Genomic DNA, 13247 nt, shown 5'->3' on the forward strand with positions numbered 1-13247 from the left:
GAAGTCTATTTTTTCTTGAACGGATTGAAGCCGGGCGGCAGGCCGCCCAGGCCGGAGAGCGGGTTGGCCCCGCCCCCGAGGCCCGGCAGACCGGGCAGCCCCGAAAGGCCTTGGCCTCCCGTCGCGTTGGGATCGGCCGCGGGCGCCTTGCCGCCGCCGAGGGATTTCAAACGGGCCATGTCGCCGCCGCCGAGCATGCCGGCCATGCGGGCCAGGCCCTTGCCGCCGTCCTTGCTCATCGACTTGAACATGTCGGCCATCTGCCGGTGCTGCTTGAGCAGGCGATTGACCTCGGCCACGTCGACGCCGGCGCCGGCCGCGATGCGGCGCTTGCGCGAGGCGGCCAGCACGTCGGGCTTCTTGCGCTCCAGCTTGGTCATCGAGCTGATGATCGCCTGCTGGCGGCGGAAGATGCTGTCGTCGATGCCGCTGTCGGCGATCTGCTTCTTGACCTTCTGGACGCCCGGCAGGAGGCCCATGATGCCTTCCATGCCGCCCATCTTCTGCATCTGCGAAAGCTGGGCCGACAGGTCGTTGAGGTCGAACTGGCCCTTGGCCAGTTTCTTGGCCATGCGCTCGGCTTCGGCCGCGTCGAGGTCGGCGGCGGCCTTCTCGACCAGCGCGACGACGTCGCCCTGGCCCAGGATCCGGCCGGCGACGCGACGGGCGTCGAACACGTCGAGCTGGTCGATCTTCTCGCCGGCGCCGAGGAACTTGATCGGCAGGCCGGTGACGTGGCGCATCGACAGCGCCGCGCCGCCTCGGCCGTCGCCGTCGGCGCGGGTCAGGATCAGGCCGGTCAGCGGCAGGCGCTCGTGGAACGCCTTGGCCGTGCGCACGGCGTCCTGGCCGGTCAGGCTGTCGGCGACCAGCAGGGTCTCGGACGGATTGGCGATGCGGGCGATTTCCGCCGCTTCGCTCATCATCGCCTCGTCCAGCGTGGTGCGGCCGGCGGTGTCGAGGATCAGGACGTCGTAGCCGCTGAGGCGGGCGGCCGTCATGGCGCGCTTGGCGATGTCGACGGCGCTCTGGCCGGCGACGATCGGCAGGCTTTCGACGCCGACCTGCTGGGCCAGGGTCGCCAGCTGCTCCATGGCCGCCGGGCGGCGGGTGTCGAGCGAGGCGACCAGAACCTTCTTGCGCTCGGTCTTGGAGAGACGCAGCGCCAGCTTGCCGGTGGTGGTGGTCTTGCCCGAGCCTTGCAGGCCGGCCATCAGGATGATGGTGGGCGGGTTCAGCGCCAGGTTCAGGCCGGTGGGGACTTCCCCGCCCAGCATGTCGACCAGGCCGTCATAGACGATCTTGACCACCTGGTCGGCCGGCTTGACCGAACGGATGACGGCTTCGCCGCCGGCGCTTTCCTTGGCCTTGGCGATGAAGTCCTTGACCACCGGCAGGGCGACGTCGGCTTCCAGCAGGGCGACGCGGACTTCGCGCAGGGCCTCGTCGATGTCCTTTTCGGACAGCACGCCACGACCGCCGAGGCGGTCGAAGACCCCTGAAAGTCGCTCTGTAAGCCCGTCGAACATGTCGAACCCGCGTTAGAAACAAAGGCTCCAAACGCCATCAGCCCCCGTGGACGATAACGTCGACGGGGGTCCTCGCCGTCCTCGTCCGCATGGGATCCCGGGCTACCGGGGCGGGGTCGTGACGGTGGAGGCGCTGCTGATAAAGCGCCGGAAGTGGGCGCTTATGCCGGGCGGCTGTGGAAAATGCAAGGATTTCGAGTCGCTTGCGGGGCTGCGGCCGGGAAGACACGGTGCGGCCGGAACCGCTCCGACAAGGAATGCCGAGCCTTTGCCTTTCCGCCTGCGGAGGATTATGGGCTTCATCGAACGCGTTCGACGGGATGCGGTCAGGGATTGGGGTCCCGTTTCTTCTGGTTTGATCGCAAGGACTCCATGTCGACCAAGCGCCTGACCGCCGTGATGGCGGTCGCCCTCGCCCTGCCCGCCAGCGCCCTGGCTCAAGCCCTGCCCTACAAGGACATCGAAGCGCCCTCGACCTGGGAGGTCGATGTCGGCGGCGGTCCCGTCTACGGCTTCAGCCCGGGCGGCAAGGACCCGCACAAGACCAACTTCACCCTCTGGGGCAGCGCCACCTGGAAGGACAAGGTCTACGCCAACGGCCTCGACGGCCTGGGCTACAACGTCGTCAAGCAGGACGACTTCCGCGCCGGCGTGCAACTGCGCCCGCGCTGGGGCGGTCCGGACGACACCTCGAGCGGCATCGAGAGCCCCGACACCGGCGCGGACCTGGCGCTCTACGCCTACAAGCGCACCTGGAAGGACTGGGTGGTTGGCGGCCGCATCGGCCGCGACGTCACTGGCGTCTCCGACGGCTGGGACTTCTGGGGCTCGGTGTCGCGCCAGGACGTCACGCCCGTGGGCCTGCTGCAGTCGATGGTCTACGCCCGCGGCGGCGACAAGAACACCAATCGCACCTTCTACGGCGTGTCGGCCAAGGACGTGGCGGCCGTGCCGACCCTCGCCCAGTACGACCCCAAGGCCGGGCTGAACCAGGTGGGCGTCGCCTTCCTGATGATGACCCCGATCGGCGACAAGTATGCGGTCGGGACCTTCGCCAACTACGAGCGCATCCTGGGCGAGGCCGCCGACAGCCCGCTGACCGAGCGCTATGGCCAGCAGGACGAATACCGCGGCGGCCTGATCGTCGTGCGGCGCTTCATCGGGCGGTAGGTTCGGCTTTTCTTCCGTAAAACCCCCGCGAAAGCGGGGGCCCAGGTGTTTTATCGTCTAGCGCCACGCGTTTCAGAAAAAGCCTGGGTCCCCGCTTTCGCGGGGATTCTACGGGTTTTGGTAGCGTCCCAGCCGCACTGCGAGATGACCGTCGCCCCCTACCCCCGCAGTTCCACCCCGTTGCCCTCGGGGTCGGCGAGGTAGATCGACACTGCCTCGCCGGTCGAGCCGTAGCGCAGGCCCTCGGCGCCGACCGCGACGCCGCGGGCCTCCAGATAGGCCCGCATCTCGCCTGCGTCGAAGCCTTCCACCCGCAGGCAGAAGTGATCGAGGTTGCGACCTTCGACGCCCGGAGCCGCACCGCCCATCAGGCCTAGACGTCCGGCGACGTCGACCAGGTCGATCAGCTGGGCGCCGGCCCGCAGCTGGGTCAGGCCGACCGCGTCCTGGCGGTTCTCCACCGTGCAGCCGAGCACATCCACATAGAAGCGCTCCATCGCCTTGGGGTCCCTGACCCGCAGGACGAGGTGGTCGAGGCCGATCAGGCGCATGGCGGGGGTCTCCTGGTTCGGCCCTAGTTCGGCGAGGTCACCGTCGCGCCCTGGGCCTTCAGACGATCCAGCACGCCATTGCTCGGCAGCAGAAAGGCCAGGTCGACCACCGCCACCGTGACGCCGGGACGGCTGAGGGCCTCCGACAGCGCCTTGGCCGACTGGCCGATCTGATCGTCGAGCAGGCCCGCCCCGCCCGGCGCGCGCAGCAGGCAGCGCTGGGCGGCGCTGGACGAGTAGCGGGCGCGAACGGCGGCGATGTCGCCGTCGGCCCAGTCGCGGCCCAGGGTGTTCCAGCGCGGGGCCTCGTAGTCGATCTCGTTGAGGGCGTCGCGCAGACAGGCGAGGTTGGCCTCGTCCGACAGCTTGCCGGCGCTGGAAAGCACCGGACCCAGGCGATACTGGCTCATCGCCTTGACCTTGACGCCCTTGGCCTTGGCCATGCGTTCGATGGTGCTGACCGGCTTGGCCTCCGAAAGACCGGCGGCCTGGCGGAAGTCGGACAGCAGGATGAAGCCCGCCACGGCCGGCTTCCAGTCCTTGTAGGGCACGGCCGTGCGCCTGGCCTGGGTGCGGGCCTTGACGAAGCGGTCCTTCAGATCAGGCGGCAGGCGGTCTTCCAGCTTCTTGCCGAAGCCCTGGCGCACCCCGCCCCCGCCGGTCAGCACGAACTTGGTGATCTGCATCGGCCCCACCGAAGCCTCGGGCGGGACGAGCACCAGGCTGGCCTGGTCGAGGGCGCGGTTGAGGCGCGGACTTTCCCACTTCAGCTGGTGCGGCAGCGGCGCGGCCGAACCGAGCACGTAGAGCTTGGCGCCGTTCTTCTCGACCAGCCACAGGGCCGGCCCCGGCGGCCGGGCCACGACCAGCAGTTCCTCGACCACCGCGCTGCCGGGATCGGCCGGTTGCAGCTCGACGGTTGGAGACGGCGGCGGTGTCTGGGCCAGGGCCGGAACCGAAACGGCGAAGGCGAGCGCGGCGACGGCGGCGATCCGGGCGGTCTTGGCGGCCATGCGTCGTTCTCCTGGGTAGGCACGCAGACATAATGCGCGTCGGCGGATGGCGAAACGGGGGCCTGAAGGGGGTCTGTCTTGCGCGGGACGGCCGACGCATGGCTGTCTGCCTGCGCTGTTCGGCGATCCTGGAGGGGGAAACATGCGCGGATTGATGAGCGCGGCCTGCGTGGCCGCCGTCCTGGTCGGAACGGTCGCTTCGCCGACCCTGGCCCAGACGCCTGCCGCGGCCGCCGCTCCTTCTCCCGCCACGCCTTCTTCTGCCACCCAGGCCCTGAAGACCCTGATCGACGAGCACTGGGCCTGGTGGCTGAAGGGTTCGCCGCTACAGGCCACGCTGCTCGGCGTCCGCACCTACGACGACCAGCTGGACGATCCTTCCCTGGCCTTCGCCGACCGCCGCGCCGCCGAGGCCGCCGCCTTCCTCAAGCGCCTCGACGCCATCTCGGATGCGGGCCTGTCGCCGGCCGACCGGGTCAACAAGGCGATCCTGCACCGGATGCTGAGCGAGCAGGTCGAGGGCAATGGGTTCGGCCAGCGCACCATGCTGTTCTCCAGCATCGGCAGCTGGCACCAGTATTTCGCCGCCCTGCCCGACATGCTGCCGTTCTTCACCAAGGCCGACTACGACAGCTACCTGACTCGGCTCGACCTCTATCCGGCCTACAACAAGGCCTCGATCGAGACGGTCCGGGCGGGCCTGAACAAGGGCTACGTCCAGCCGTGCGAGCCGATGAAGGCCTTCGGCGCGACGATCACCGCCTCCATCGCCAGGGACCCGGAGGCCTCGACCTTCTACAAGCCGTTCAAGGCCAAGAAGCCCTCGACCATCAGCGACGCCGACTGGGCGGCCATGCAAGCCCGGGCCAAGGCGGCGATCACGGCCAAGGTCAATCCCGCCTACCAGGCCCTGTCGGACTTCTACGAGAAGGACTACGCGCCCAAGTGCCGGACCAGCATCGGCGCCTCGGCCCTGCCCCAAGGCGCCGCCTGGTACGCCTACCAGGTGCGGGTGATGACCACGACGACCAAGACGCCCGAGGAGATCCATCAGCTGGGCCTTTCGGAAGTGGCCCGCATCCGCGCCGAGATGGACGAGGTGGCCAAGAAGAGCGGCATCGCGCCCGACCGCAAGGCCTTCATCGAGAAGCTGCGCACGGACCCGAAATACTACGCCAAGACCCCGGGCGAGCTGATGCGCGAGGCGACGTTCCTGGCCAAGACCATCGACGGCTGGATGCCCAAGCTGTTCGGAACCCTGCCCCGCCTGCCCTACACCGTGCGCGAGATCCCGGCCGAGATCGCCGAGGGCAACACCACCGCCTATTACAGCGCCGGCTTCGCCAGCACCGGCGCGCCGGGGGTCTATTTCGTCAACACCACGCACCTGGACCAGCGGCCGCTCTACGAGATGCCGGCCCTGACGGTGCACGAGGCCGTGCCCGGCCATCACCACCAGATCTCGCTGCAGCAGGAGCTGGACCTGCCGGAGTTCCGCAAGAACGCGGCCTTCTTCACCGGCTTCGTCGAAGGCTGGGGCCTCTATTCCGAGCGGTTGGGCATCGAGATGGGCCTCTACGACACCCCCGAGAAGGACATGGGCCGCCTCTCCTACGAGATGTGGCGCGCCTGCCGGCTGGTGGTCGACACCGGCATTCATTCCAAGGGCTGGACCCGCGACCAGGCCATCGCCTTCATGCTCGACAATACGGCCCTGACCCGCACCAACATCGAGGCCGAGGTCGACCGCTACATCACCTGGCCCGGCCAGGCCCTGGCCTACAAGCTGGGCGAGCTGAAGATCCGCGAACTGCGGGCGCGAGCGGAGACGGCGTTGGGCCCGAAGTTCGACATTCGCGGCTTCCACGACGCGGTGCTCAAGAACGGCGCCGTGCCGCTGGACGTGCTGGAGACGCAGGTGGACGCGTGGATCGCGGAGAAGAAGGCGGGCTGACCCGGCAAAGCCTGGCAGGACCCTCCCCGTAAAATCCCCGCGAAAGCGGGGACCCAGGCTTTTTCTGCAACCCGCCGCGCTCGACGATAAAACACCTGGGTCCCCGCTTTCGCGGGGATTTTACGGAGGGTGGAGCGGCTGAACGGCGCCTGTCCTCGCCCCGCTCGCAAGTAACCATGCGGCGCCGCACAATGACGCGCTGGAAGTCGCTTGATTTTTGGACGAAGTCGTCCATTTATCCCGCGACGCGTCCGCCAGGCGAATAATCGCCCCGTCCGGACGCCCTCCTTTCTTGCAGGATCAGGCCATGGCCGAGGCGAAGAAGAAGAAGCTGGTTCCGCTGCTGGTCGCCGGCGTCGCCGGCGCGGCCATCCTGGTCGGCGGCGTGTTCTGGTACATCGACAAGCAGCGCTTCGAGAGCACCGACAACGCCTTCGTCCAGGCCGACACGGTCTCGGTCAGCCCGCAGGTCACCGGCTATGTCGCGCAGGTTCTGGTCGCCGACAACCAGCGGGTCGAGGCCGGCCAGGTGCTGGCCAAGATCGATCCCTCGACCTTCCAGGCCAAGCTGGACCAGGCGATCGCCAACGCCGCGGCCCTCGACGCCGCCATCAAGAGCGTCGACGACAAGGCCATCCTCGAACAGGCCCTGATCCAGCAGCGCCAGGCCGGCGTGAGCAGCGCCCAGGCCGACGCCGGCCGGGCCCGCGCCGATTTCGAGCGCTACGACGCCCTGGCCAAGCAGGGCTGGGTGTCGCAGCAGAAGGTCCAGACCGAACGCGCCGGCGCCAAGCAGTCGGACGCCGCCGTCGCCAGCGCCCAGGCCGCCCTCGAGGCCGAGCGCCGCACCGCCGGCGCGCTGGGCTCGGCCCGCGCCCAAAGCATCGCCCAGGCCGCCGCGGCCCACGCCGCCGTCGACCAGGCCCGCCTCGACCTGGAACGCACCGTGATCCGCGCCCCCGCCGCCGGCGTGGTCGGCGCCCGCAGCGTGCGTCCGGGCCAATTGGTGCAGCCGGGCACGTCGCTGATGTCGGTCGTGCCGCTGGGCCAGAGCTTCATCGTCGCCAATTTCAAGGAAACCCAGGTTTCGCGCCTGCGCATCGGCCAGCCGGTCGAGATCAAGGCCGACGCCTTCGGCAAGCAGAAGATCGTCGGCAAGGTCGACAGCTTCGCCCCGGCCACGGGTCAGGAGTTCGCCCTGATCCCGGTCGAGAACGCCGTCGGCAACTTCACCAAGATCACCCAGCGCCTGCCGGTGAAGATCGTCGTCGACCGCAGCAAGCTGGGCGCGGCCCTGCGCCCCGGCCTGTCGGTCGAGGTCAAGGTCGATGTTCGCGACCGTTCGGGCGCCTCGTTCGCCGACGCCGCCCAGGGACCGCAGGTCGCCCGCCAGGACGCCCCGCACCCGGCTCAAAGCCGCTAAGGCCGCGCCGTCGTGACCGACGCCGCCCTCCCCGCCTCCGCCAAGCCGGCCGCAAAACCGGCGGGCGAGGTCGACTGGACCAAGCTGTTCCTCGGCTTCGGGGCCATGGTCATCGGCCAGTTCATGGCCATCCTCGACATCCAGATCGTGGCCGCCTCGCTGCCGCAGATCCAGGCCGGCGTCGGGGCCAGCACCGACCAGGTCAGCTGGATCCAGACCGCCTATCTGATCCCCGAGGTCGTGATGATCCCGCTGTCGGGATATCTGTCGCGGCTGTGGGGCACCCAGCGCCTCTACATGGCCTCGTGCCTGGGCTTCATCGTCATGAGCGTGGCCACCGGCCTCAGCTCGTCGATCGACATGATGATCCTGACGCGGGCCCTGCAGGGCTTCATCGGCGGGGCGATGATCCCGACGGTGTTCGCCGTGGCCTTCACCGCCTTCCCGCCCGAGCGCCGGATCACCGCCAGCGTCATCATGGGCCTGATCGTCACCCTGGCCCCGACCGTCGGCCCCACCCTGGGCGGCCACCTGACCGAGTGGCTGAGCTGGCGCTGGCTCTTCTTCATCAACGTCCCGCCCGGGATCCTGGTGCTGTTCGCGGTCGCCAAGTGGGGCGACTTCGACAAGGGCGATCCGAGCCTGGCCAAGGGCTTCGACTGGACGGGCCTGGCGGTCATGGCCGCCTTCCTGATGAGCATGCAGTACGTGCTGGAGGAAGGCGCCAAGGAGAACTGGTTCGACGACGACCTGATCCTGGGCCTGACCGTCGTGGCGGTGACCACCGGCGTGGTCTTCATCTGGCGGCAGCTGACCTACAAGAACCCGATCGTCGAGCTTAGGGCCTTCGCCAACCGCAACTTCAGCATCGGCGTGCTGATGACCGCGATCTCGGGCGCCAGCCTGTTCGGCGGCACCTTCCTGTTGCCGCAGTTCCTGAGCCGCGTGCGGGGCTATTCGGCCTCGGAAGTGGGCACGACCATGGTCATTTCGGGCCTGTCGATGTTCGCCACAGGCCCGGTCGCCGGCCGCATCGTGCGCAAGATGGATCCGCGCATCCCCATGTGCATCGGCTTCCTGCTAGCGGGCTGGGGCATGTACATGGCCCACGGCGTGACCAAAAATTGGGGTTTCTGGGAATTCGCCGGGGTCCAGGCTTGTCGCGGCGTCGGGGTCATGATCGCGATGATCGCCACCCAGCAGATCACGATGAGCACCCTGCCCCAGCACATGGTCAAGAACGCCTCCGGCCTCGTGAACCTGGCGCGCAACACCGGCGGCGCCATCGGCCTGGCCTTGCTGGCCACCAGCATCACCCAGCAGACCGCCCTCTACTTCAACGACATGTCGTCGAAGGTGATGGCCGGCGGCGAGACCTCGACCATGATGGCGGGCCTGGCCGCGCGGATGCAGCAGCTGGGCGTCACCGATCCGGACGGCGCGGCGCGCAAGGCGATCGGCCAGATGCTCACCCAGCAGTCAACCGTGCTGGCCTTCGGCGACAGCTTCACCCTGCTGGCCTACGGTTGCTTCGCCGCCGCCGTGGTCAGCCTGCTGGCGGCCCCGCCCAAGGTGCTGCCGCCTCCGCCTTCGGACGCCCACTGATGCCCAGGATCGCCGGCCAGATCGACGTCGCCAAGACCGAAGCCATCCTCGACGCCGCCGTCGAGGTGATCGGCCAGCGCGGCCTTTCCGCCCCGATGGAGGAGATCGCCCGCCGCGCGGGGGTCTCCAAGCAGACGGTCTACAACCACTACGGCTCCAAGGCCGAGCTGGTGAAGGCGCTGATGGCCCGCCGGGTGGCCCGCATCACCGCGCCGCTGCACGAGCCGGGCGCGGTCGATAATCCGCAAGAGGCCCTGGAGGCCTTCGCCCGTTCGATGCTGGAGACGGTGATCACCACCAACGGCTATTCGGTGCTGCGGGTGATCATCCAGGGCGCGGGCGAGATGCCCGACGTCGCCAACGAGGTGTTCGAGGCCGGCCCCCGCCAGGCCCGCCGCCAGCTGGCGGTGTTCCTGGAGACCGAGACCAGGCTCGGCCGCCTGGCCGTCGACGACCCCGAACAGGCCGCCGAGTTCTTCGCCGGCATGGTCCTGGGCCACAGCCAGCTGCGCGCCCTGCTCCGCCTGCCGTCCGACCGCACCCCGGCCCAGTTCGACGCCCAGGCGGCGGCGGCGGCGGCGCGGTTCATGCGAGCGTACGCGCCTTAGCTATCGCCGCATCCAGGCGGGTATGTCCTGTCTGGTGTGAAACACGCGCCAGATCTCGATTTGATCGGACTGCTCGACGTAAAGCACCAGGTACGGATAGCGCCTGAGCGGCCACGTCCGAAGACCGGGCCACTTCAGTTCGTGGGCGTAGCGTGGCGATCCGGCCGCCGGACGAGCGGCAATGGCTCGGTAGGCGTTCTGCAGGGCATCAACGAGACCGACGGCGGCGGACGATCCCGCTTCCCGCAAATACCATTCGAACGTCGCGTTGATATCGGCTCTGGCCTTGACGGTGGGGACGACCGGTTTGGCGGTCACTGGCCTCTTATGGCCCTGGCGCGCAGTTCGTCGAAGTAAGCGTCATCGGCGGGGGGACCGAGAGGCGATTGAGCGCCTTCAAGCACCTTTGCTCTGAAGGTCTCGCGATCCTGCTCGCGCCGGATCAGTTCGCGCACATAGTCGGCCTCGCCCTCGTAGCCTTGAGCGGCGGTCTGCTCCTCGACAAAGGCCTGGAGCGTCTCGGGTAGAGCGATGTTCAGCGTGCTCATGCGCCTACGCTAACACTGTCGCCCCCCACGAAAAAGCCCGGCGGATCACTCCACCGGGCCCGTTCGTCAGCGAGAACCGAAGGGGATCAGCCCTCGGCTTCGTCGGGCATGCCCATCATGTGGAAGCCGGCGTCGACATGGACGACTTCGCCCGTGGTCGAACGGCCAAGGTCCGAGACCAGCCACAGGGCGGCGCCGGCGACGCCTTCCATCGAGGTGTCTTCCTTCATGGCGCTGAAGGCGCGGCCCTGGGCGATCATGCCGCGGCCGCCGGCGATGCCTGCGAGAGCAAGCGTGCGCATGGCGCCGGCCGAAATGGCGTTGCAGCGGATGCCCTTGGGACCGAGGTCCCGGGCGATGTAGCGGGTCGCCGCTTCCAGGGCGGCCTTGGCCACGCCCATGGTGTTGTAGTTCGGGATGGTCCGCTCCGACCCCAGATAGGTCATGGTGATCAGCGAGCCGCCGTTCGGCATGATCTTGGCGGCGCGCTTGGCCACGTCGACGAAGCTGAAGGCCGAGATGTTCATCGCCGTGAGGAAGCCCTCGCGGGTGGTGTTGTCGACGAACGAGCCCTTCAGCTCGTCCTTGTTGGCGAAGGCCACCGAGTGCACCACGAAGTCGATCGTGCCGAACTTCTCCTCGACGGCGGCGAAGGCCGCGTCCATCGAGGCGTCGTCGGTGACGTCGGCCGGGATCAGGGTGTTGACGCCGATGCTCTCGGCCAGCGGGCGCACGCGGCGCTCCAGCGCTTCGCCCTGATAGGTGAAGGCCATTTCGGCGCCCTGGGCGGCCAGTTGGCTGGCGATGCCCCAGGCGATGGAGTTGTGATTGGCCACGCCCATGACGAGGCCTTTCTTGCCCGCCATCAGCTCGCCCTTGGGGAATGCGTAGTCGTCGGCCATCGGTCGGCTCCTTGATCTTTGGCCGCTGGTTAGCAGTCCCGTCGCGACGACGGAACCCCGGCGCCCTAGAAACGCGGCGTGTGGCGGGTCAGCCGGTAGACGATCGCGGCCGCCAGCTGCTTGGCCGGAACCGCCACCCGGCGGCCCGCGCGGCGCGGCCAGCGCCAGCCGCCGGTGGCGATGTCGGCGGGCAGGCGGCGCGCCTGGCGGTCCTTCGTCGACAGCATCGGCGTGTAGTAGATGCAGTCCTCGAAATAGTAGTGCAGCACCAGCGAGCGCCGCGTGGAGGCCGGGTCGAGCATCTTCGAGCCCCCATGGGCGAGATTGGCCGCCCACACCGCGATCTGGCCCTTCTTGAGCATGGCCAGGCTCGGCTTCAGCCCGGCCTCGTCGAGCTGCCGCCGGATCGCCGGGGCGTAGAGGTCGTTGTAGTTGGCCGCCGTCGTCGCGCCGTCCTCGGCGCCGGCTTCCGCCATGGTCAGCACCGGCAGGCGGTGGCTGCCGGGGTAGTAGACGAGGGGACCCGCCTCGGGCCGCACATCCTCGAGCGCCAGCCAGACGCCGCACATGAAGCCGCCGGGCTCTGCATGGAAATGCAGGGTGTCGGCGTGGACGTCCTGCTGGCTGCCGCGGTGGAAATTCAGGCTCTGGAACGGGAACGGCTCGCGACCATAGGCCAGGGCCAGGCGCGCCAGGATCTCCGGATGGGTGGCGACACGCCGGATGGCCGCCGACCGCCGCCAGGCGTCGTGCACCCGCGTCGCGCCGCTCTCGAAATGGTGGGCGGTCTCGGCGTCGATGCGGTCGCAGAGGTCCAGCAGGTCGTCGCCGAGGTCGATGATCGCCAGGCCGTCGCGGGCCAGGTCGCGGGCGAAGGCCTTGTGCGCCTCGGGCGCGTCGGTAAGGGCCAGACGAGCCTCGAGATCCCCGGCGTCGATCCAGGGAGCGGAAACCGCCTGCGCCGCCGCGCCCGCAACACGAGATGACATTTCGTAACGCCCCGAACCGTGGCGATACTCAATCGACGATCGACCAGATCCGGTCAAGCATCGCATCGCGCGAAGCGCGGAAGTCGAGATGATGGTCGCGGCTGGCGACCGGACCGAGCAGGGCGGGATCGACCAGCCCGTCCGCACCCAGGAACGGCGTCACATCGTCGACGAACGTCAGGCCCTCGGCCTCGACAGCCTGGCGCAGGCGCTGGCCGACGCGGCGATGCAGCGCGGTGCGTCGCGCCAGGTCGGGGATCTCCAGCCCGACCAGCGCCGCCGCCAGTTCCTGGCCGGCCGGACCATGCTGGTCGACGATGTGGCCGTTGACGTAGCCGGCGCGCCAGGCGGCGTCGGACAGGGTAGGCGGGAACAGCGACATCACCCGCACGCGGGACCGTTGGCCGACCGGAACCGCATCGACCAGGAACGCGACGTAGCGGGCGATCGTCTCGTCCGCGAAGGCGTCGAACTCGGCGTCGTCGAAGGCCAGGGCGCCGGCCGCCAGCCGCTTGAAGGGGTGCACGAACTCGATGTCGACCTGGCCGAACTTGGCGAGGATCGGCAGACCGTCGATCGCCAGCAGGCGGGCGAGGGCGGCGCGGACGCGAGGGCCCGCGCCGGACCGGCCGCCATCGCCCGCGAGGCCGCGAGCCGAGGCGCCGGTCTCCAGGCTCCAGATCGGCAGCAGCCAGCGACCATCGCGCAGGCCGCGCCGGCAGAGCAGGCGGCCGTGGCTGTCGCCGACCAAACCGTAGGGCAGGGCGCCGGCCGCGATCAGGGCCGGCAGGCGGGCTTCGAGGCGCGAGGCGGGATCGGCGGCGGCCCGGCAGATCTCGGCCCAGGCCCCGTCGAGCGGGCGGAAGGCCGGCAGGGGCGAGGCGCCTGCCGACCGGACCACGGCCACGCCGGGTCCATCCGCCATGGACCACAGGCGGCGGGCGCCGCCGCGAAC

General features: G+C 69.1%; 13 protein-coding genes. 5 read left to right on the forward strand and 8 right to left on the reverse strand.

The window, feature by feature from the left end; all coding sequences use genetic code 11:
• Window positions 1-5: 5 nt before the first annotated feature.
• Window positions 6-1529: a signal recognition particle protein gene (ffh, locus tag AC1RRS_RS04155; protein ID WP_110121191.1), complete on the reverse strand. Its 1524-nt coding sequence runs from the start codon at window positions 1527-1529 to the stop codon at window positions 6-8.
• Between the two features lie 372 nt (window positions 1530-1901).
• Here ffh and AC1RRS_RS04160 point away from each other — a divergent pair, with 372 nt between their 5' ends.
• Window positions 1902-2699, forward strand: coding sequence for a MipA/OmpV family protein (locus tag AC1RRS_RS04160; RefSeq protein WP_492854073.1), 798 nt, complete (start codon window positions 1902-1904; stop codon window positions 2697-2699).
• 158 nt (window positions 2700-2857) lie between these two features.
• Here AC1RRS_RS04160 and AC1RRS_RS04165 read toward each other — a convergent pair whose 3' ends face one another.
• Both AC1RRS_RS04165 and AC1RRS_RS04170 read right to left on the reverse strand, forming a co-directional pair.
• On the reverse strand, window positions 2858-3250 hold the full coding sequence (locus AC1RRS_RS04165; RefSeq protein ID WP_492854074.1) for a VOC family protein: 393 nt from the start codon (window positions 3248-3250) through the stop codon (window positions 2858-2860).
• Between the two features lie 23 nt (window positions 3251-3273).
• A complete protein-coding gene (locus tag AC1RRS_RS04170) occupies window positions 3274-4263 on the reverse strand; it encodes a TraB/GumN family protein (RefSeq protein WP_492854075.1) in 990 nt (329 codons plus the stop codon).
• Between the two features lie 142 nt (window positions 4264-4405).
• On the opposite strand from AC1RRS_RS04170, the gene AC1RRS_RS04175 reads away from it, so the two are divergent.
• The 4 genes from AC1RRS_RS04175 (at window position 4406) to AC1RRS_RS04190 (ending at window position 9853) form a co-directional block, all read left to right on the forward strand.
• On the forward strand, window positions 4406-6217 hold the full coding sequence (locus AC1RRS_RS04175; RefSeq protein ID WP_492854076.1) for a DUF885 domain-containing protein: 1812 nt from the start codon (window positions 4406-4408) through the stop codon (window positions 6215-6217).
• A gap of 307 nt (window positions 6218-6524) precedes the next feature.
• Complete coding sequence (locus AC1RRS_RS04180) at window positions 6525-7640, forward strand: HlyD family secretion protein (protein ID WP_492854077.1); 1116 nt, start codon at window positions 6525-6527, stop codon at window positions 7638-7640.
• 12 nt (window positions 7641-7652) lie between these two features.
• Window positions 7653-9245, forward strand: a complete 1593-nt coding sequence (locus tag AC1RRS_RS04185) for a DHA2 family efflux MFS transporter permease subunit (protein ID WP_492854078.1) — start codon at window positions 7653-7655, stop codon at window positions 9243-9245.
• On the forward strand, window positions 9245-9853 hold the full coding sequence (locus AC1RRS_RS04190) for a TetR/AcrR family transcriptional regulator (protein WP_487291338.1): 609 nt from the start codon (window positions 9245-9247) through the stop codon (window positions 9851-9853). Before AC1RRS_RS04185 ends, AC1RRS_RS04190 begins: the two co-directional genes overlap by 1 nt.
• On the opposite strand, the gene AC1RRS_RS04195 is transcribed toward AC1RRS_RS04190, so the two are convergent.
• The 5 genes from AC1RRS_RS04195 to AC1RRS_RS04215 form a co-directional block, all read right to left on the reverse strand.
• Window positions 9854-10171: a type II toxin-antitoxin system RelE/ParE family toxin gene (locus AC1RRS_RS04195; protein WP_492854079.1), complete on the reverse strand. Its 318-nt coding sequence runs from the start codon at window positions 10169-10171 to the stop codon at window positions 9854-9856. It abuts the gene before it with no gap.
• Window positions 10168-10401 (reverse strand): ribbon-helix-helix domain-containing protein, encoded by a 234-nt coding sequence (locus AC1RRS_RS04200; RefSeq protein ID WP_492854080.1) that lies wholly within the window; start codon window positions 10399-10401, stop codon window positions 10168-10170. Before AC1RRS_RS04200 ends, AC1RRS_RS04195 begins: the two co-directional genes overlap by 4 nt.
• 86 nt (window positions 10402-10487) lie before the next feature.
• A complete protein-coding gene (locus AC1RRS_RS04205; RefSeq protein ID WP_492854081.1) occupies window positions 10488-11303 on the reverse strand; it encodes an enoyl-ACP reductase FabI in 816 nt (271 codons plus the stop codon).
• Between the two features lie 65 nt (window positions 11304-11368).
• Window positions 11369-12292 (reverse strand): phytanoyl-CoA dioxygenase family protein, encoded by a 924-nt coding sequence (locus tag AC1RRS_RS04210; RefSeq protein WP_492854082.1) that lies wholly within the window; start codon window positions 12290-12292, stop codon window positions 11369-11371.
• Window positions 12293-12320: 28 nt separating this feature from the next.
• Window positions 12321-13199 (reverse strand): hypothetical protein, encoded by an 879-nt coding sequence (locus AC1RRS_RS04215; RefSeq protein ID WP_492854083.1) that lies wholly within the window; start codon window positions 13197-13199, stop codon window positions 12321-12323.
• Window positions 13200-13247 lie beyond the last annotated feature (48 nt).

The sequence above is a fragment of the Caulobacter sp. GW821-FHT12A07 genome, assembly GCF_058807655.1.